The following is an 18,348-nucleotide window of genomic DNA, read 5'->3' on the forward strand; positions in this document are numbered from 1 at the left end:
AGATTCCCATGAGACTGCTCAAATCGCTGGCCGTTGCCGTCGCCGTGCTGGCCGTTCCCGTCGTCGCGCAGGCTCAATCGGCGCTGAACGACATTCTGAACTCGGGCGTGCTGAAGGTCGGCACCACGGGCGACTGGAACCCGATGACCATGAAGGACGTCGCGACCAACAGCTATACCGGCTACGACATCGACGTGATGACGGCGCTGGCCACGGACCTTGGCGTCAAGGTCGAATTCGTGCCGACCGACTGGAAGACACTGGTGAACGGCGTCACCGCCGGCACCTATCACATCACCGGCTCGGCCTCGATCTCGGCCAGCCGCGCCAAGGCGGCGGGCTATTCGCAGAGCTACTTCTCGCTGGCGACGGTGCCGCTCATCAACAAGAAGGACGCCGACAAGTTCAAGGACTGGGACGATCTGAACAAGGCCGACGTCTCGGTCGCGGCAACCCTGGGCACCACGCAGGAGACGCAGGTGAAGGCGTTCTTTCCGAACGCCAAGCACGTGATCGTCGAAGCACCGGCGCGGGACTTCCAGGAGGTCCTGGCGGGGCGTGCGCAGGCGCATATCACCTCGAACGTCGAGGCCAACAAGCTGGTGGCGCAGTATCCCGATCTGATGATCGTGCCGGTCAAGGCACCGCGCGCACGCACGCCGGTGGCGATGCTGATGCCGCAGACCGACCAGGTCTGGATCAACTACGTCAACACCTGGATCACGCTGAAGAAGGAAGCCGGGCTGTTCGACGAACTGGCGGCCAAGTGGAACCTGTCGAACAACTGACGTGCTGACGGTCTATGCAATTCCCCCCAGCCTCTATTGCGCCAAGCTGCGGATCCTGCTGCGCGCAAAGGGGCTGGAGTGGCGCGAGGTGCCCCCGCCCGGCGGCTATGGCTCGGCCGAATACAAGTGTGTGGTTCCCTCGGGCAACCTGCCCGCGCTGGAGGACGACGGCTTCCTGATCGCCGATGGCGAGGCGATTGCGGAGTATCTGGAGGAGCGATACCCGGAACCTTCGATTATGCCCCCGGACCCGCGCGGACGGGCGCGGATGCGCGAGCGGGGGCGCTTTCACGACACGCGGCTGGAGCCGGCGGTGCGGCGGCTGTTTCCGCATATCCGGCGCGATGGCCGCGACCCTGCGGTCGTGAACCGCGCGGTGGTCGAGATCGGCGAGCGGCTGGAGCAGTTCGCGCGGATGGTTGCCGACGATCTGCCCTTCGGCCTCGGCGATTGCGGCTGGCCCATCACGCTGACCTGGATCGAACTGCTGGGGCCGGCGATGGACTTCTCGGTGGAACTGCCATCGGAAGTCGCGGCCTACCGGGACAGGTTGGCTAGGGTGCCGGCGGTGGCCGCGGAACTGGCCGACTACCGCCCGGTGGTGGCGACCTGGCTGGCGTCGGCGTCATGAGGCTCGACCGGATGACATGGCCCGCCGTGGAAGCGGCGCTGGCGCGTGGCGCGGGGGTGTTCCTGCCAGTCGGCTCGACCGAGCAGCACGGCCCGATGGGGTTGATTGGCACCGACGCGCTATGCGCCACGATGATCGCCGAGGGGGCCGCGCGGGCGGTTGGCGCCTTGGTCGCGCCGACGCTTGCGCTGACCCCGGCGCCATTCAATACCGCCTTTCCCGGCACGCTCTCGATTTCGGAAGGCGTTTTCGCGGCGCTGGCGGGCGAGGTGATCGACGGACTGGCGGCGCAGGGGTTCCGAAAGATCTACGTGCTGAACGCGCATGGCGCGAACCTCGCGCCGCTGCGCGCGGTGCTGAAGGCCCGGCCCTCGGTGACAGCGCGGCTGAAAAGCTGGTGGGACTTCGAGCCGGTCAACGTGTTGCGGCGGGAATGGTACGGTGACTGGGAAGGGATGCACGCAACGCCCTCCGAGGTGGCGATCACCATGACGCTTGGCGACCTGCCGCTGGTCGAGGCGGCGCGCAAGCCGCCGGAGCGGCTGACGCCCGAGTATATCAAGGCCCATGCCGGCGACCGCCACGGACCGCCCGATGCCCATCGGCGCGACTTTCCCGATGGCCGGGTCGGTTCACATTCCGCGCTGGCCACGCGGGCGCAGGGCGAACAGCTGCTGGCCGCCGCCGTACAGGCCGTGGCCGAGGATTACCGCACCTTCGCCTGAACCGGCGCGGTCAGCCTCCCCTCCGGCCCCAGCCCGATCTCCCGGGCCGGGGCCGCAAAAGCCGCCGCCGCGCAGGGGTAGCGGGCGAGGATGTCGGCGCCGCCGGCGATCCGGTCGGGGTGCAGGCGGCCGCGCTCCCAGACTGCCACGCCGTCGAGGGCCACGGTCGGGTCGATCACGTTGAGCGAGATCTCCCCCGGCGCATAGGCGCCGCAGGTGTGAAAATGCAGCACCCGTGGGCTGCCGAAGGCGCTGCCGGCCCAGCGTTCGGGGGCCGCGCCGGCCAGACCGGCAAAACTGCAGCCGGGATGGATGCCAGCGTGCCAGGAATGCACGAAGGACCAGCCGATGCCAAAGCGCGCGCCGATCTCGCGGTAGTGGCGCGCGGCGCGATCGACATCTGAGGCGGTGCCGGCAAAGCCGGTGATGCGGTTTCCCTCGAAATGCACCAGCAGCACGTCGTCCAGAGCCAATGCGTAGGGGTCGTAATAGCGCGAGCCTGTGCCGATCAGGAAGCCTGCCTGCGCGATTCGACCGGAGTACGCACCGGCCGGCACCGGGGCGAAGACCGCCATTGGGAAGCGGGCGATCCCGACCTCGCCCCCGGTCTCGGGAAACCGCGCGCCAGGCCCGGCGAAATCGGTGCCCAGCGGGCAGGTCACACGGATCTGCCCTGCCCCGGCCAGGGCGGTGTTGATCCGGCTCTTGAGCGCCTCGAAGGCATGGTGATGCGCGCGCCCGAAATCGGTGCCGAGCGTTGCGGCGTCAAGCGCGTAGCTGACCACCGGGCGGATACTGTCCAAGGCCGGATCGAAGCGGAGCTGATCACCGAGGCGCGCGAGAAACAGCACTCGGTCCGCCGCGCCCATTTCGGCAAGCAGTGCGGCGTCTGGCGTGACGGCATCCGGCGAAAAGGCGACTTCGCGCAGCCGCGGGTAGACGCCCATGCCAAGCGCCGCCTCGATCACCGCGCCGGCGATCTCGGCATCGTAATAGCCCAGCCGCGGATCTTCGGCGAGGACCAGCAAGGACTGTCCCGGCGCCATTCCCGCGCAATTTGCCAAAAGATTGCGCGCGCCGTCCCGAATTGCCTTGCCCACTGCCACACCACCGTTTCCCCGTTCCCGACGACAGGATAATGCGGAATGGAACATCGAGCCATTTGACTAATGTAATGCGGCTCGTTAGCAAAACTAATATGAAGCCGAACCTGCCCTTCACCTCGCTGCGCACCTTCGAGAGCGTCGCCCGCCTGCGGGGCTTTGGACGCGCCGCCGAAGAACTTGGCGTCACCCAGAGCGCGGTGTCCCAGCATGTCAAATCGCTCGAGGAATGGCTCGGCCTGCGCCTGCTGAACCGGGGCGGTGGACGGGTCAGCCCCACCGAGGAAGGCGCGCGGCTGGCGGCGGCGGTGACCGAAGGGTTCGGCATGGTCACCTCGGTCTGCCGCGAGCTGCGCGACGGCAGCACGCAGGACCTGAACATCGTGCTCTCCTGCCTGCCTGGGTTCGCCTTCAACTGGCTGTTCCCACGGCTCATCAGTTTCGACCAGGCGCATCCCGACCTGCCAGTTTCGATCAACACCTCGGCCAAGTTGGTGAATTTCGACGACGAGGACGTCGATCTCGCGATCCGCTATGGCCTGGGCGATTACCGCGGGCTGCATGTCGAGAAGCTGCTGAGCGAAGAGCTCTTCCCGGTCTGCGCGCCCGAACTGCTGGCGCGGGGGCCCAAGCTCGAAACCCCGGCCGACCTCGCCGGTCACACGCTCCTCTACGACGACATCGCCGATATCGGCGGCTCGCCCCCGACCTGGGAGTTCTGGGCCCAGTCCAGCGGCGTCGTGCTGCCCAAGCCGGCCCGCATACGCCGCTTCGGCCAGTCCAACATGGTGGTGCAGGCGGCGATCCGGGGCTTGGGCGTGGCGCTGGGGCGCGAGCCGCTGGTGATCGACGCGCTGAACGACGGGCGGCTGGTGCGGCCCTTCAGCGGCGCGGTAAAATCGCAGTTCGCCTACTGGATCGTCTGCCCCCACGACGCGCTGAAATCGCCGCGGGTGCGGGCGTTGCGCGACTGGCTCCACGAGGAAGTCGCGCGTCAGCCCAGGCTCGACGGCGCGGCGCCGGTCAGGCCGTAACCTCTGCGGCTTCTTCGGCGATCCGGCGCTCGACCATGCGCCGGAACCGCATCGCCCCGGCATCGAGTCCGAGGTTCAGCGATGGTGTCTTCGGCGCCTTCATCCCCCGGTGCACGGCTTCCAGCACCTCCTTGTCCTCGTTGAAAGCCATCGTCGCGCCCTCGAACATCTGCTGGTTGATCGCCGCGTCATCGGCACGGGCGTTGCGGTGCTGGAACCAGAAATACATCGTGTGGTCATCGTCGACCGGGGTCATGAAATTGTAGGAGATGTTGAGGAAGGCATTGCTCGAGAGCGGCCGGTCGGCCCCGCCTTCGCCCGCAGGGGTATAGACCGACATGTTCACGGCGGTGGATGGCAGCCGGCATTCGTAATGCTGCTTGCGGTCGCAGTTGCCGGGATAGTTCAGGATCGGCTTGTAATAGGGCGGCGGAGGCTGGTCGAGGATCCAGCGCCAGACCGTGAGGCGGCCGTCCTCCTCGGTGATCTCGAGCGGGCGGTTGTCGGTTCCCGCGCCGCCGAAGGAGGTGACGTGCACCCAGGCCACGTGGCTCGGGTCGAGCAGGTTGTCGGTTACCCAGAGGTAATGGCAGGCGATATCGAGCGCGCCACGCCTGGTCTTGCCCCAGGTGGGATCGTCATAATGAGGAATGTCGATGATCAGGGCCGGATCCGCGCGATCGGCCTCGCCCATCCAGATCCAGACGAAGCCGTAACGCTCGGCCACCGGGTAGGCGGCGACACGGGCGCGGCGGGGCACGGCATCGGGCTGGGTCGGCGCGGCGACGCAGGTGCCGCTGCCATCGAACGTCAGCCCGTGATAGCCGCAGACAACCCGGTCGCCTTCGAGCCGGCCCATCGAGAGCGGCAGCTTGCGGTGCGGGCAGGCGTCCTCGAGCGCGGCGACGGAGCCGTCCGAACGGCGGAAGAATACCAGGCCTTCGCCAAGGATCTTCAGCGGTTTCAATGTGTTGGAAATGTCCTCGCTGCGCGCGGCGACATACCAGGTATTGCGGATGAAGCCGTGCGACGCCATGGGCCTGACCTTTGCTGGGAACGCTTGAGTCGATTATTAGCATATGCTTTAGTTCAACTAAAGAAAGCATTGCTCTGAGGAACCGCGCCATGCAACGCATTGACATGCACGCCCATTTCTACGGCGGCGGGCTGGTGGATTTCCTGCACGACCGCGCCGAACGGCCCTGCCTGCGCACCCGCGCCGACGGGGTCGAGGTGATGCTGGCCATGAACGGCGAGTTTCCCTTCACCCCTGCGCATCACGACGCGCAGGTGGGTCTGGCGCGGATGGCGGAGATCGGGTTGACGCGGCGGATGCTGACCTTTCCCGGCGCGCTCTGCGTCGACTCCCTGCCTGCCGGCGAGGTGGCGGCACCGATTACCGCCTTCAACGACCACCTGGCTGGCTTGAAAGGAGATCGGCTCACCGGGCTGGCGGGGCTGCCCCTGGCCGACATGCAACTCGCAGCGCGTGAGCTGCGGCGGGTGCGCCGCGAGCTGCGGTTGCCGGGGGCGATCCTGCCTTCGGATTACTTCAACTCGATCGAGGACGCCCGGAAGCTGGCGCCGGTGCTGGAGGCGGCGAGCGAGGAAGGCTCCCTGCTGATGCTGCACCCGGGTCCGATGGCGGGCCAGTCTCCGGCCCCGCTTGCCCCCGATTTCCCGCAGTATCGCACCTCGGTGATCCAGTTGCAGGCGCAGGCGGCGCAGACGGCGCTGACCGTGGTGCTGGGCGGGTTGCTCGACCACTATCCGGGCATCCGCTTCCAGGTGGTTAATCTGGGCGGCACCCTGCCCTTCGTCTTCGAGCGGCTGGAGGCCGTGGCGCGGCACCGCAACGCCGACCAGCCCTTCCCCACCGGTGCTCTGCGGCGCATCTGGTATGACTGTGCCTCGCTGGGGCCGCGGGCACTGGAAGCGGCGGTGGCGCTCTACGGGGCGGATCGGATCATGCTTGGGTCGGACTATCCGATCTTCCACGACGACCCCTGGGAGAACGCGCTGGCTCCGGCGCGGATTACCGAGGAAGAACGGGAACAGATCGCCTGGCGCACCGCGGCCAGCCTGCTGGATGGGCTGGAATAGCGGGACGGCCAAACGCGCCTCGTCTGGGCATGAGTGCTGCGCCATCAACAGGCGCAGAATACCCCGTTAATCGGTTCGCACGGACCGGCGACGCTTGGACAGCAAGACGCCGCTTTTTATGTCCTATCTCTCGGCCACGGCCTCTGGCCGCATCGCAACGCGTCCCGGCCTCGAAAAGCCCGCCTTCCCAGACTTCTCGACGCTGCTGTCCAGCGTCGCGTTCAGCTCGGCTCCGAAGAGGATGACCAGCGCCGAGATCCACAGCCACGTCAACAGGGCGATTGCCCCGCCCAGCGTGCCGAAGGTCTCGTTGTAATCGGCGAAGTTGGCCGCGTAGATGCCGAAGGCAAGCGTTCCGGCGACCCAAAGCACCGTGGCCAGAATCGCGCCGGGCGTGATCCAGCGCACCCGCGGGTTCCGATGCCGGAGCGACAGGCGGTAGAGCAACGAGATCGCCAGCGTGACGATCCCCGCGACCAGCGGCCAGGCCACGAAATGCACGTAGTCGGGCAGTTCCGCCTCTGAGGTCAGAACGGAAGTGATGCTGAGGATGCCAACACTCAGCAGCAGCGCGGCGATCAGGAAGGCTGTCATGCCGATCTGGAAGGCATAACGAGCGATGAACCCACGGTCGTCGACCTCGTCATAGGCGACATGGATGCCTTCGATCAAAGCACCGACTGCAGAGGAGGCGGAGTAGAGCGACACAGCCAAGCCGCCGATGAAGGCAAGCGTCAAGCCGCCCTCGCGCGATCCGGCCAGTTTCGTGGCCTGGTTGATGATGATGTCGCTGACCGCAGGCGACAGCATGTCGGACGCCGCGCTCAGTGCATCGACGAAGGACTGCGGCTCGACGATCAAGCCGGCGAGTCCCACGGCGGCGGCGAGGCCGGGAAAAACCGACAGCAGGCCATAGAATGCGATCCCGGCGGCGACGACCGGCAAACGGTCGCTGGATACCTCTTCCCACAGGCGCTTGAGAAATTTGAACATGTTTGCCCCTCTTGATCCAAGAGAGGAACGTTTACTGCACCGGTCAGTTCCGGCCCTCTGCCTTTCGGCCAGGGCAAAAGCGGGCGACGGCCGCGTTTACTGACATCGGAGCCTCTCCTATCGGGCCACTCCAAGCTCCCATCCCCGGGGCGGAGCGATCCTTATTCGTCCTTTTGGCGCACCCTGCCCTTCAGGCCATCGCCGAACTGGGCATTGCCGGCTGCGACAGCAAGGAGACGAGCACGCCGCTGATCTCGCCGTAGATGAAGGGCTTTTCCACCTTGGTCACGAAGTTCATGCCCTCTGGCAGATGTTCCCGACCGTAGCCACTGGCGAAGCAGAAGGGTATGCGGCGGTTCAGCAACTCCTCGGCAATGGCATCGACCCGCTCGCCGCCCAGGTTGCCATCCAGGACAACCGCATCGGGGGCGGTCTCCTTGATCATGTTCATGGCCTCCGAGACATTGCCCGCGATCCCGACAACCTCGCCACCGACGCCCTCGATCTCGCCTGCCACGTCCAGCGCGATGATCGGCTCGTCCTCGATCACCAAGATCCGCGCGCCATCGAGCGTCGGCGTTTCGACCACCTTGTCCTGGGTGATCGCCTCTTCCCCCCGCTGTTCGGGCGCGGTGTGAGAGTTGGCGGCAGGTGCGCCCGTGGCGAAATGGTCCGCTTCTGAACTCGGCGCGGTTTCCGAACGGTTCCCGAGAGCCACGCTGATGGTCCAGACGACCCCCTCGGGTCGCCAGTCCACGCTGGCGCCACCGCCCTCGCCCGAACCGCCCCGGATCAGCGTTGATCCGAAGCCGCAGCGATCCGGCGCAGCGACACGCGGGCCACCGGTTTCCGACCATGTCAGCACGACCGAGCTGCCCTCGATCCGCCACGCGATTGCCACCCGGCCCTGGGGGGTCGAGAGCGCCCCGTATTTCACCGCGTTTGTGCCGAGTTCGTGCAGGGCGAGCGCGAGGCGCAGGGCCGCCGCGGGCGGCAGCCGCACCGGGGGCCCGGATATCGACAGGTGATCGCCAAGCCCGCGCTGCTCGACCTGCTCGGCCACCAGATCGCGCAGCTCGGCGCTGGTCCAGCTTTCGGCGCTCAGGATGGCATGGGCACTGGCCAGCGACTTCAGCCTGCCACCGAAGGCCTCGGAAAACTCCTTGGGATCGGCGGTCTGGCGCAGCGTCTGACGGGCAATTGCCTGGACATTGGCCAGCGTGTTCTTCACCCGGTGGTCCAGCTCGCCGATCAGAGTGGATCGGATCTCCTCGGCCCGGCGGCGTTCGGTGATGTCGTGGAGTTGCAGCGTCACGCTGTGGGGGACGCCCGGTTGCCCGGTGATGACCGAGACGTAGCATTCGCATTCCAGGACCGAGCCGTCGCCATGCCTGGCCGACAGCACCAGCGAACGGCGGCTGGATTCGGCGCTCGCATCGACTTCGGCGACAAAGGCCGTCAGGGCATCGGCGGAACCCGGCATCAGCCAGCCACAACTGTCGATCCTGCGGCCCTCGATTTCGCGGGCCTGCCGGCCGAACATCCGCTCGGCCCCCGGCGTCCATTCGCGCACGACGAGGCCGCAGTCCAGTTCGACCACGCCCAGCGGAGAGTTGTCGCGATGCGCCTTTACCCGCGCCAGCGCTCCGGCCAGTTCCCGCGAAACGCGTGTCATGCGGTCGCGCTGCTCGGCCAGTTCCTGGGCCTGCAATCCCAGTTCAAAAAACACCTGCGCCTTGGACTTCAGGATCATCGGGTCGATCGGCTTGGTGATATAGTCGACCGCCCCCGCCTCGTATCCGCGGAAGACCCGGCGTTCGTCGAAATCGGCCGCTGTCAGGAAGATGATCGGTATCTTTCGCGTCCGCGCCGAGCCGCGCATCAGCTCGGCGAGATCGTATCCATCCATCTCGGGCATCTGCACGTCGAGCAGCGCCAGCGCATATTGATGCGAAAGCATCTTCTCCAGCGCCTCCGCCCCCGACCGTGCGCGGTGCAGTTCCAGCCCTTCACGCGCCAGAAGCGCCTCGAGGGCGTTGAGATTGTCGACCAGGTCGTCGACCAGGAGAAACCGGACGGGTTCAGATGGCACGGAGTTCCTCCTCTCTCGCCTTGTAGCTGGCGATGCGCTTCCAGATGCGCTGCCCTTCGTGGAAAGGGCCGAATTCGTTCGAATGGTTCGAGAACCGCAGCGTCTCGTGCGAGCCGAGGCCCAGGAAGCCACCATGGATCAGCGAGTCGCGGAACAGGCCTATGGCGCGGTTCTGCAGGTCCTGGTCGAAGTAGATCAGCACGTTGCGGCAGGAAATCAGGTGCATCTCCGAGAACACGGCATCGGTCGCGAGGCTGTGCTCGGCGAATACCATGTTGGACCGCAACGACCGGTCGAATGCAACCCTTTCATAAGCGGCGGTGTAATGGTCCGACAGCGGCGTACGGGCACCAGTCTTCTGGTGGTTCGCGGTGAACTTGGCCATACGCTCGATCGGGTAGACGCCGGCCTCGGCGCGGGCCAGGGCACGGCGGTTGATCTCGGTGGCATAGAACATGGTGCGGTCGAAGAGCCCCTCCTCGCGGAAGAGGATGGCCATCGAGTAAAGTTCCTGGCCCTCGCTGCAGCCCGCCACCCAGACCTTGAGCCGGGGAAAGGTCCGCAGGTAGGGAATGACCTGCGACCGCAGCACGGCGAAATAGCCCGGATCGCGGAACATCTCGCTGACCTGAACGGTCATGCCGTCGATCACATCGGGCAGCAGGCTCGGGTCGTGCAGGATGCGACCCTGCGCCTCGGACAGCGTCGCGCAGCCCAGCCGCTCGCAGACAAGCTGCGCCCGCCGGACCAGCGACGAGCGGGAATAGGACCGGAAGTCGTAGTGGTAGCGACGGTGGAGCGCCTCGAGAAAGAGGTCGAGTTCGATCCGGTGAGAGGAGGCGCTGTGCAATTCTTCGGTCACCGTGGCATCCAGACTCGGGTCAGCGAAAGCAGTTTGTCGACGTCGAGAGGCTTGGCGACATAGTCGTTGGCCCCGGCGGCCAGGCATTGCTCCTGGTCATCGGCCATCGCCTTGGCCGTCAGCATGATGATCGGCAGCTTCTTCCAGCGTTCCTGGCGCCGGATCTCGCGGGTGGCGGTCAGGCCGTCCATCTCGGGCATCATCACGTCCATCAACACGAGATCGACCGGCGGCGCCGCGCTGTCGGCCGCGCGCCCCAGGTGTTCGAGCGCTTCGCGACCGTTGCGGGCGATCTGCACCTCGACGCCGTGCGGCTCGAAGATTCCGGTCAGCGCGTAGATGTTGCGGATATCGTCCTCGACCACGAGGATACGGCGCCCGTCGAGAACCGAGTCCCGGTTGAGCGACTTCGTCAGCATCTCGCGCTGCGGTTCGGGAAGGTCCGAGACGACCTGGTGCAGGAAGAGCGTCACCTCGTCGATCAGCCGCTCGGGCGACTTGGCGCCCTTGATGATGATCGACCGCGAATGGCGGCGCAGGCGCAGTTCTTCGGCCTCGGTCAATTCGCGCGCGGTGTAGACGATTACCGGCGGGAACGGGCCTTCCTCGCGGTCCAGCGTTTCGAGCACGTCGAACCCGGAGGCATCGGGCAGCGTCATGTCGAGCACAAGACAATCGAAGCTCTCGCTGCGCAGCTTTTCCAGTCCTTCGGCCGCGGTCGAGGCCCCCACCGTCTCGACCCCGTCGCCGCCCAGCAGCGCCTTCAACCCTTCGAGCTGCGCCGGGTCGTCTTCGAGGATCAGCAGGCGCCGGATCGACCGGTCGAACCGCGCACCGATATTACGCAGCGAGTCCAGCAGTTGCTCGCGGCTCACCGGCTTCATGATATAGTTGGCCGCCCCCTGTTCGAGCGCCTCGCGCTGCGCGTCCTGCGCCGAGACCATGTGGACCGGGATGTGCCGGGTCCGGATGTCGCGCTTGAGACGGTCGAGGACCGACAAGCCCGAATGGTCGGGCAGCCCGACGTCGAGGATCACCGCCTGCGGCAGGAAATGCCGGGCTGCAACCACGCCCTCCTCGGCCGAACCGGCGACGAGGCAGCGGAACCCGAGTTCATGGGCGAGGTCGACGAGTATCCGGGCAAAGGCCGGATCGTCCTCGACCGCCAGTATGACGCGATCACCCGCGGACAGCCGATCCCGGTCGTCCTCCACACCGGCAAGCGGTGCGGGGAAGCGGATGCCCGTTTCCGACTCTGCGGGTTCGGACTCACGTGGCACCGGCTTCTGGCTACGGCGCGGTTGCGCCGGAGCGCGCGCCCTGCCCGTCTCCTCTATGCTGCGCATGGGCAAGCGGATCGAGAAAGTGCTGCCCTGTCCGGGCGCGCTTTCGACATCGATGTCACCGCCAAGCATCTCGGCCAGTTGGCGCGAGATCGACAGGCCCAGGCCGGTTCCGCCGAACTTGCGGCTGATCGTGCCATCGGCCTGGCGGAAGGCTTCGAAGATCACGTCCTGCTCTTCAGGCTTGATGCCGATCCCGCTGTCCTTGACCGCGAAGACGATATCGTTTCCGTCGCGCCGGACGGCCAGATCGACACTGCCACTATCGGTGAACTTGATCGCGTTCGACAGGAAGTTGCGCAGCACCTGTTCCAGCCGATTGGGATCGCTCATGAACTCGGGGAGTGTCTCGTCGACCTGGCAGGTCAGTTCCAGCCGCTTGGCCGCCGCCTGGGGCGTGAAGGTGCGCATCACCTTCGCGACCAGGTCAGACGGCCGGACAGGCTCGGACACAAGGTCGAGCTTGCCGGATTCGATCTTGGAGAGGTCGAGGATATCGTTGATCAGCGCCAGCAGGTCCTTGCCCGAGCTTTCGATAGTCTCGGCCCAGGTCAGCTGTTCCTTCGTGAGCGTGCCTGCCCGGTTGTCGTGCAGCAGGCGCGCCATGATGAGAAGCGCGTTCAGCGGCGTGCGCAACTCGTGGCTCATGTTGGCGACGAACTCGGACTTGAACCGGCTCTCGCGTTCCAGCGTCTCGGCCTGTTCGCCAAGCAGGCGTTCCGAGCGCGCCAGCGAGTCTCGCTGCAATTCCAGCTCGGCCGTCTGGCTTTCGAGCTGGGTGTTCTGTTCTTCCAGTTCGGCCTGCTGCTGTTCGAGCCGCTGCTGGCTTTCCTGCAGCGCGCGGGTTTGCTCCTCCAGCTCCTCGTTGGTGGCTGCCAGTTCCTCGGTGTGGGCCTTGAGTTCCTCGGCCTGGCGGCGGGTTTCCTCGAGCAGGTCACGCAGCCTGGCCCGGTCGCGCGCGGAACGGACGGCAATCCCGACCTGGTCGCCGATGCGCTGCAGAAAGATGCGCCCGGCCTCGCTGATCGGCCCCGTCAGGCCGAATTCCAGAACTCCGTTCGCCCGCCCGCCAACATGCACGGGTACCAGGATCGCCTGCCCCGTCGCGCCGCGCACCAAAGCGGTTCCGAATGGCAGGGCCTCGTCCCCGAGATCGCCGATTTCGAGAACCCGGTTGTCCTTCAGGCAGCGCCAGAGGTGGCCTTCGTTCTCGACCACTGTCATGGGCACGCCGTGACCTTCCGGCAAACCGAATGACCCCGCGCATGTCAGCGTCGCGCCATCCCGCACATAGAAGACTGCCGAGCGCGCCCCGATCTGTTCGGCCAGCGTCGCAAGTATCCCATCCGCCATCACTTCGAGGGTTTGCTCGCCTTCGGCGGCACGACCGACGGCGACCTGCCCCTGCTGCAACCAGTCGGACATCTTGAGCGCCGAGCGGAACCGCACGAAGAAGAAACCACCCGCGCCCAGCAGGAGCATGACCACGACGCCCATGGTCCGGTTCGTCGCAGCCAGGTCCGCGTCCAGGTTCGACGTGTCGGTGAAATAGCCTGCGATGATACCCAGCGACGCCAGGAAGGCGGTCTGCACGGGGCGGAGCTGCGAATTGCTGAGGAAGCTGATGAAGAGCGGCAGCAGGTAGATGACCCAGACCGCGATCCCGAGAGGCGCGAAATAATCGATGGCGAAGACAACGAGCAGCAGTGAAACAATCACCGCCGAGAGCGCAGCGTCTTTATTTAACGGCAATCCATAACCCCCGGAGATGCTAACCCTGGTGGTTCAGAACGTTCCCCGGCACGATCGGTTCCCTGAATTGATCATTTTTCTTGCGAATGTTCCGCGGCTGCGGCGCGTGGCAGAGGGAAGTTGCCAAATTCCATGGCAACGCCGGCAGCCCTGTCGCACCCAGACAGGCCAGGTTTCCAGGGCCCGCGGGAAGGCGGGCCAACTGCGAAATCAGGACTTTCCAAACCGGGCGCGCCTTCGGTTCCACCGCAACGGCAACAGGCGGGGAAGACTCCCCGCCAAATCCGTTTCGCCCCTGCAGGCAGTCGACCTAGGCCTGGCCCTGGGGCAGCCGCTGGCGGACCAGCGTCGTCCAGTAGGAGCAGCCCCAGGTGATGACGTCGTCGTTGAAGTCGTATTCGGGGTGGTGCAGCCCGGCCGAGGGGCCGTTGCCGACATTGATCATCGCGCCGGGCACCTCGTTGAGCATGAAGGAGAAATCCTCTCCGCCCAGGGTTGGCGGCATGTCGAGCAGCACGTTGTCGGTGCCCGCCACCTCTTGCGCGGCCTGCGCGGCGAGGGCGGTTTCGCGTTCGTGGTTGACCGTCACCGGGTAATGGCGGACATAGTCGAGTTTGCCCTCGGCGCCGAAGGCGGCCGCGATATTGGCGACCATGGTGCCGAGGCGCTCCTCGATCATGTCGCGCACCTCTTCGCGCAGGGTGCGCACGGTGCCGGTCATGGTGAGATCCTGCGGGATCACGTTGAAGGCATTGCCCGCCTGGATGGTGCAGAGCGAGATCACCGCGCTGTCGATCGGGTCCATGTTGCGCGAGGTCAGCGTCTGGACCGCCTGGAGCAGCGCCGCGGCGATCGGCAGCGGGTCGATGGTCTGCTCGGGGCGGGCGGCGTGGCCGCCGCGGCCGGTGATGGTGATCCTGACCTCGTCGACCGAACCCATGATCGCGCCCGAGTTGATGGTGAACTGGCCGACCGGAAGGTTCGGGCGGTTGTGCATCCCGTAGACCTCGTCGCAGGGCCACCGTTTGAACAGGCCGTCCTCGATCATGGCGCGGGCCCCTGCCCCGCCTTCTTCGGCGGGCTGGAAGATCACGATGACGGTGCCGTCGAAGGCGCGGCTTTCGGCCAGGTGGCGCGCGGCGCCCAGCAGCATGGTGGTGTGGCCGTCATGGCCGCAGGCGTGCATCTTGCCCGGCACCTGCGAGGCATAGGGCTTGCCGGTCGCTTCCAGGATCGGCAGCGCGTCCATGTCCGAGCGCAGGCCGATGGTGCGGCCCGAGATGTTGGTCTGGCCCCGGATGACGCCGACGACGCCGGTGCGGCCGATCCCTTCGTGGACCTCGTCGACGCCGGCGGCGCGGAGTGCCTCGGCGACGCGGCCGGCGGTGCGCTCGACGTCATAGAGCAGTTCGGGGTTCATGTGCAGATCGTGGCGGAAGGCAGTCAGATCCGCGATCTGCCCGGCGACCCAGTTCTCGACGGCCATGGATCAGGCCTCCTTCTTCATGCGGTAGCGGAAATCGCAGTGGCTGGCGCCCTTCATGATGGTCTGCGTCCGGGTCATCTCGATCGCCGGATTGTAACCGATGCAGAAGTCGCCATCGCGGTTGCAGGACAGCAGGTGGCCGATGTCGCCCAGGCCCATCTCGCGATACATCTCGGCATAGCGGCACTTGACGACGTTGAAGTCCATCTTCTCCTCGGACATCTCGACCGGCTCGATGCGCAGGGCGTCCTCGCGGGTCCAGGCGGGCTGGATCGCGGCGAAATCGGTCAGGTCGGGCGCGCGGCCAAGCTGTTCGGCCAGCATCTTGCCCTGTTCGATCGCCGATTTGGAGCAGGCGGCGCCGATCACCGCCTCGGCCTCTTCGCGGCCCGAGCGTTCGGTGATCACGTCGAGGACGTGCTTGAGCATCATCGCCTCGATCCTGCGGCGCAGCAGGATCGGAATGTCGTTCAGGTCCATCTTGGCGTCGGTCATGGCGGTCTCCGTCAAAGGTTGATTTCCTTGTGGTCCTGGCGTTTCAGCCAGGCGAGATAGGTCGGGGCGACCCGGCGCACGATGCCGTGCATCGGGAAGGGTGTCGGTTCGGTGACCGGCAGGGCCAGTTCCTCTTCGGGCTGGCCGGTGGCGGCGCGGGCGAGTTCACGGCCCAGCGAGGTGCCGAGCGCCACGCCGCGCCCGTTGCAGCCGACCCAGGCCCAGCCGTCGGGGCCGAGTCGGTGGATGCGCGGGAAGCGGTCCCAGTTCATGCCGATGTAGCCGGACCAGACGTGGGTCATCTCGGGCACGCCGAGTTCGGGGAAGGCCTCGGCCAGGCTGTTGGCGGCCTTGCGGCGGACCCGGTTGGCGATATCGTAGGACCCCATCACCGCGCCGCCGGTAATGAGCCGGTTGCGGGCGTCGTAGCGGAAGAAGCGCAGGTCGCCGCGGGTGTCGGAGACGGCCTGGCGGCCCGGCAGGATCTTGCTGCGCAGGTTGTCGCCCATCGGCTCGGTCGCCATCTGCCAGCTGAGGATCGGCACGATGGAATGCGCGATGCGGGGGGCAAGGCGCGGGACGAGTTCGCCGGTATAGGCGTTGGTGGCCAGGATCAGCGCGCGGGCCTTGAGGGTGCCGTTGGCGGTCCGGATGACCCATTGGCTGCCGACCCGTTCATAGGAGGTGACCGGGCTTTGTTCGCGGATCACGGCGCCCAGATGCTCGGCCACCCGCGCCATCTCGCGCGCCAATGCCAGCGGGTTGATATGGCCGCCGGTGGGGTTGAACATGCCGCCGTACCAGAACTCGCTGCCCAGCATCTCGGCGCATTGGCGGGCGTCCTTGAGTTCGGCCGGGAAGCCGTACCGCTGCCAGGCCTCGACCCGCTTCTGCGAGAGCTTGACCCGGCCGGGGCTATGGGCGGGCTGGAACCAGCCATTCTGCTCGGCCTCGGCCTTCATGTCGAATTCGCGCACGAGGTCGAAAAGCACGTCGGCGGAATTGCCGATCAGGCGGACCATGCGGCGGCCGGCCTCGCCGTAGCGCGAAACCCAGACGTCGGGTTCGGCCGAGGTGAGGATCGGGATGACCTGGCCGTTGTTGCGCCCCGAGGCGCCCCAGCCGGCGGCCTTGCCTTCGAGCACGGTGACGGCGCGGCCGCGGCGGCGGGCCTCGATGGCGGCCGAGAGGCCGGTGAAGCCCGCGCCGATCACCGCGACGTCGGTTTCCTCGGTGCCGGACAGCGGGGCGTTCGGAGTGCGTTCGGGCGCGGTGGCGGCCCAGAGGGATTTCGGGAATTCGACCGACATCAGCGCGCTCCTTCCCGGTTCAATGCGGCTTCCTGCGGCAGCCAGAACCAGCGCAGCGACTCTTCCTCGGGCGAGAGGACCGGACCCTCGGCGCAGGGAACGGTGGCGGCGGCGGCGGCGAGGCGGTGCGCCTCGGCCAGGCAGGTGGCGAAATCGGGCACGTCAGCGGTGGCGCCGGCGCAGCCCTCCCACAGAGTCGAGAGCGCCTGCGGGCAGCTGTCCTCGAACGGGGTCACCGCCCGCCAGATCCCCTCGTCCGCGTCGAGCCGGTAATAAGCCAGCATGTCGAGGCCCTTTTCGGCGATGAAGCCGACGGCGGTGGCGATGCGGTCGACGTCCTCTTCGTCGAAGAACCAGTTCACGCCGAAGCGCGCCCAGCCGGGGCGGAAGATCGAATGGCCGTGATGCACGGCCGAGGCATGGCGGGCGCTGCGCTCGGGGTCGATGTCGAGCAGCGCGTGGCCGTATGGTCCGGCGCAGGAACAGCCGCCGCGGGCCTGGATGCCGAAGAGGTCGTTGAGCAGCGCGACCACGTAGTTGTGGTGCAAGAGCTTGCCCCTGACGCGCAGGTTGAAGGAGAAGATCCCGAGGCGCGGCACGTTGCTGGGGCCGAGCAGCTCCATCCCCGGAATGGCGCGCAGCGCGTCTTCCATGCGCCGCGTCAGCACCTGTTCCCGGCTTTCGACCCGGTCTTCGTCCATGTCGCGCTTGAGCTGGAGCACCATGCCGGCGCGGATGTTGTCGACGATGGCGGGGGTGCCGCCCTCTTCGCGGTGTTCCGGGTCGGAGATGTAGCTGTGGCCCTCGGCGGTGACATAGCTCACCGTGCCGCCGCCCGTCAGCGTCGGGCGCGCGGTGTCGAACAGGCTGCGGTCGGCGATCAGCAGGCCCGAGGCACCGGGGCCGCCGGGGAACTTGTGCGGCGAGAGCACGGCGGCGTCGATCCGGTCACGCGCGCCGGGGGCGGTTTCGGCCAGGCGCACCGGCATATAGGGCGCGGCGGCGGCGAAATCGGCCACGCAGAAGGCGCCGTGATCATGCAGCAGGCGCGCCAGGGCGCGCAGGTCGGTGCGCACGCCGGTGACGTTGGAGGCGGCCGAGAAGGCGCCGATCTTGAGCGGGGCCGCAGCATGTTCGGCCAAAGCGCGTTCCAGCGCGGTCAGGCAGATGGTGCCCGCATCGTTCAGCGGCACGCGCACGACAGTCGCGCCGCTTTCGCGCCAGGGCAGATCGTTCGAGTGGTGTTCATAGGGGCCGACGAAGACGACGCCCTGCGCCAGACCCTTCATGGCGAAGGCGCGCACCAGCTTGTCGACCGCGCCGGTCGCGCCCGAGCCGGTGAAGATCACCGCGTGGTTGTCGTCGGCGTCCACCGCCCCGCGCACCGCCTCGCGCGCCATCTCGCGCAGCTGGGTGGTACGGCGGCCGACGAAGGAGGTTTCGGTATGGGTATTGCCGTAGAAGGGCAGCACATGGGTGCGGATCGCGTCCTCGATGAAGCCGAGCGCGCGGCCCGAGGCGACATAGTCGGCATAGATCAGCGAACGGGGCCCGAAGGGGCCGGACATCGCGGTGCCCTCGCCGATGAGGGCGTTGCGGATATCTTTGAATTCCAGTGACATTCTTGGTCC

15 protein-coding genes are annotated in these 18,348 nt (G+C 66.8%); 5 read left to right on the forward strand and 10 right to left on the reverse strand.

What is annotated here, in order from left to right; all coding sequences use genetic code 11:
- Positions 1–8 precede the first annotated feature (8 nt).
- From IE266_RS08025 to IE266_RS08035, 3 genes are read left to right on the forward strand one after another with little or no spacing between them, the layout of a single operon-like run.
- Positions 9–788 carry a transporter substrate-binding domain-containing protein gene (locus IE266_RS08025; protein WP_189679551.1) on the forward strand — a complete coding sequence of 260 codons (780 nt, stop codon included), beginning with the start codon at positions 9–11 and terminating at the stop codon, positions 786–788.
- Position 789: 1 nt separating this feature from the next.
- Positions 790–1,419 carry a glutathione S-transferase family protein gene (locus IE266_RS08030; RefSeq protein ID WP_189679552.1) on the forward strand — a complete coding sequence of 210 codons (630 nt, stop codon included), beginning with the start codon at positions 790–792 and terminating at the stop codon, positions 1,417–1,419.
- An 11-nt stretch (positions 1,420–1,430) separates the two neighbouring features.
- Positions 1,431–2,144: a creatininase family protein gene (locus IE266_RS08035; protein ID WP_229863939.1), complete on the forward strand. Its 714-nt coding sequence runs from the start codon at positions 1,431–1,433 to the stop codon at positions 2,142–2,144.
- Here IE266_RS08035 and IE266_RS08040 read toward each other — a convergent pair.
- On the reverse strand, positions 2,126–3,172 hold the full coding sequence (locus IE266_RS08040; RefSeq protein ID WP_229863940.1) for a hypothetical protein: 1,047 nt from the start codon (positions 3,170–3,172) through the stop codon (positions 2,126–2,128). The genes IE266_RS08035 and IE266_RS08040 overlap by 19 nt on opposite strands.
- A 170-nt stretch (positions 3,173–3,342) precedes the next feature.
- Here IE266_RS08040 and gcvA point away from each other — a divergent pair, with 170 nt between their 5' ends.
- Positions 3,343–4,281 (forward strand): transcriptional regulator GcvA, encoded by a 939-nt coding sequence (gene gcvA / locus IE266_RS08045; RefSeq protein WP_189679555.1) that lies wholly within the window; start codon positions 3,343–3,345, stop codon positions 4,279–4,281.
- Here gcvA and IE266_RS08050 read toward each other — a convergent pair.
- Positions 4,271–5,317 carry an aromatic ring-hydroxylating dioxygenase subunit alpha gene (locus tag IE266_RS08050; RefSeq protein WP_189679556.1) on the reverse strand — a complete coding sequence of 349 codons (1,047 nt, stop codon included), beginning with the start codon at positions 5,315–5,317 and terminating at the stop codon, positions 4,271–4,273. The two genes, gcvA and IE266_RS08050, sit on opposite strands and share 11 nt — an antisense overlap.
- Positions 5,318–5,406: 89 nt before the next feature.
- Here IE266_RS08050 and IE266_RS08055 point away from each other — a divergent pair, with 89 nt between their 5' ends.
- The gene (locus IE266_RS08055; RefSeq protein ID WP_189679557.1) at positions 5,407–6,384 is read left to right on the forward strand and encodes an amidohydrolase family protein; all 978 of its coding nucleotides are present in this window, start codon (positions 5,407–5,409) and stop codon (positions 6,382–6,384) included.
- A 123-nt stretch (positions 6,385–6,507) separates the two neighbouring features.
- Here IE266_RS08055 and IE266_RS08060 read toward each other — a convergent pair whose 3' ends face one another.
- The 8 genes from IE266_RS08060 to IE266_RS08095 all read right to left on the reverse strand — a co-directional run bounded on the left by IE266_RS08060 (position 6,508) and on the right by IE266_RS08095 (position 18,339).
- Positions 6,508–7,377, reverse strand: coding sequence for a YihY/virulence factor BrkB family protein (locus tag IE266_RS08060; protein ID WP_189679558.1), 870 nt, complete (start codon positions 7,375–7,377; stop codon positions 6,508–6,510).
- A gap of 190 nt (positions 7,378–7,567) precedes the next feature.
- On the reverse strand, positions 7,568–9,469 hold the full coding sequence (locus IE266_RS08065) for a response regulator (RefSeq protein ID WP_189679857.1): 1,902 nt from the start codon (positions 9,467–9,469) through the stop codon (positions 7,568–7,570).
- Complete coding sequence (locus tag IE266_RS08070) at positions 9,459–10,331, reverse strand: CheR family methyltransferase (RefSeq protein ID WP_229863941.1); 873 nt, start codon at positions 10,329–10,331, stop codon at positions 9,459–9,461. The genes IE266_RS08065 and IE266_RS08070 overlap by 11 nt, the downstream gene beginning before the upstream one ends.
- Complete coding sequence (locus IE266_RS08075) at positions 10,328–13,426, reverse strand: hybrid sensor histidine kinase/response regulator (protein WP_189679560.1); 3,099 nt, start codon at positions 13,424–13,426, stop codon at positions 10,328–10,330. Before IE266_RS08075 ends, IE266_RS08070 begins: the two co-directional genes overlap by 4 nt.
- A gap of 310 nt (positions 13,427–13,736) precedes the next feature.
- A complete protein-coding gene (locus tag IE266_RS08080) occupies positions 13,737–14,912 on the reverse strand; it encodes a M20 aminoacylase family protein (protein WP_189679561.1) in 1,176 nt (391 codons plus the stop codon).
- A 3-nt stretch (positions 14,913–14,915) separates the two neighbouring features.
- Positions 14,916–15,407: an L-2-amino-thiazoline-4-carboxylic acid hydrolase gene (locus IE266_RS08085; RefSeq protein WP_189679562.1), complete on the reverse strand. Its 492-nt coding sequence runs from the start codon at positions 15,405–15,407 to the stop codon at positions 14,916–14,918.
- Between the two features lie 11 nt (positions 15,408–15,418).
- On the reverse strand, positions 15,419–16,717 hold the full coding sequence (locus IE266_RS08090; RefSeq protein WP_229863942.1) for an NAD(P)/FAD-dependent oxidoreductase: 1,299 nt from the start codon (positions 16,715–16,717) through the stop codon (positions 15,419–15,421).
- Entirely contained in the window at positions 16,717–18,339 is a 1,623-nt protein-coding gene (locus IE266_RS08095) for an aminotransferase class V-fold PLP-dependent enzyme (RefSeq protein WP_189679563.1), read from the reverse strand. Before IE266_RS08095 ends, IE266_RS08090 begins: the two co-directional genes overlap by 1 nt.
- Positions 18,340–18,348: the final 9 nt, after the last annotated feature.

Source organism: Seohaeicola zhoushanensis, from assembly GCF_014656415.1.
GTDB lineage: Bacteria > Pseudomonadota > Alphaproteobacteria > Rhodobacterales > Rhodobacteraceae > Seohaeicola_A > Seohaeicola_A zhoushanensis.

Excerpts from the sequence above, each read along its gene's own strand:
- IE266_RS08025 (WP_189679551.1), top strand. The coding sequence starts at position 9 with ATGAGACTGCTCAAATCGCTGGCCGTTGCCGTCGCCGTGCTGGCCGTT.
- IE266_RS08035 (WP_229863939.1), top strand. The coding sequence starts at position 1,431 with ATGACATGGCCCGCCGTGGAAGCGGCGCTGGCGCGTGGCGCGGGGGTG.
- gcvA (WP_189679555.1), top strand. The coding sequence starts at position 3,343 with ATGAAGCCGAACCTGCCCTTCACCTCGCTGCGCACCTTCGAGAGCGTC.
- IE266_RS08050 (WP_189679556.1), bottom strand. The coding sequence starts at position 5,317 with ATGGCGTCGCACGGCTTCATCCGCAATACCTGGTATGTCGCCGCGCGC.
- IE266_RS08055 (WP_189679557.1), top strand. The coding sequence starts at position 5,407 with ATGCAACGCATTGACATGCACGCCCATTTCTACGGCGGCGGGCTGGTG.
- IE266_RS08060 (WP_189679558.1), bottom strand. The coding sequence starts at position 7,377 with ATGTTCAAATTTCTCAAGCGCCTGTGGGAAGAGGTATCCAGCGACCGT.
- IE266_RS08080 (WP_189679561.1), bottom strand. The coding sequence starts at position 14,912 with ATGGCCGTCGAGAACTGGGTCGCCGGGCAGATCGCGGATCTGACTGCC.
- IE266_RS08085 (WP_189679562.1), bottom strand. The coding sequence starts at position 15,407 with ATGACCGACGCCAAGATGGACCTGAACGACATTCCGATCCTGCTGCGC.
- IE266_RS08090 (WP_229863942.1), bottom strand. The coding sequence starts at position 16,717 with ATGTCGGTCGAATTCCCGAAATCCCTCTGGGCCGCCACCGCGCCCGAA.
- IE266_RS08095 (WP_189679563.1), bottom strand. The coding sequence starts at position 18,339 with ATGTCACTGGAATTCAAAGATATCCGCAACGCCCTCATCGGCGAGGGC.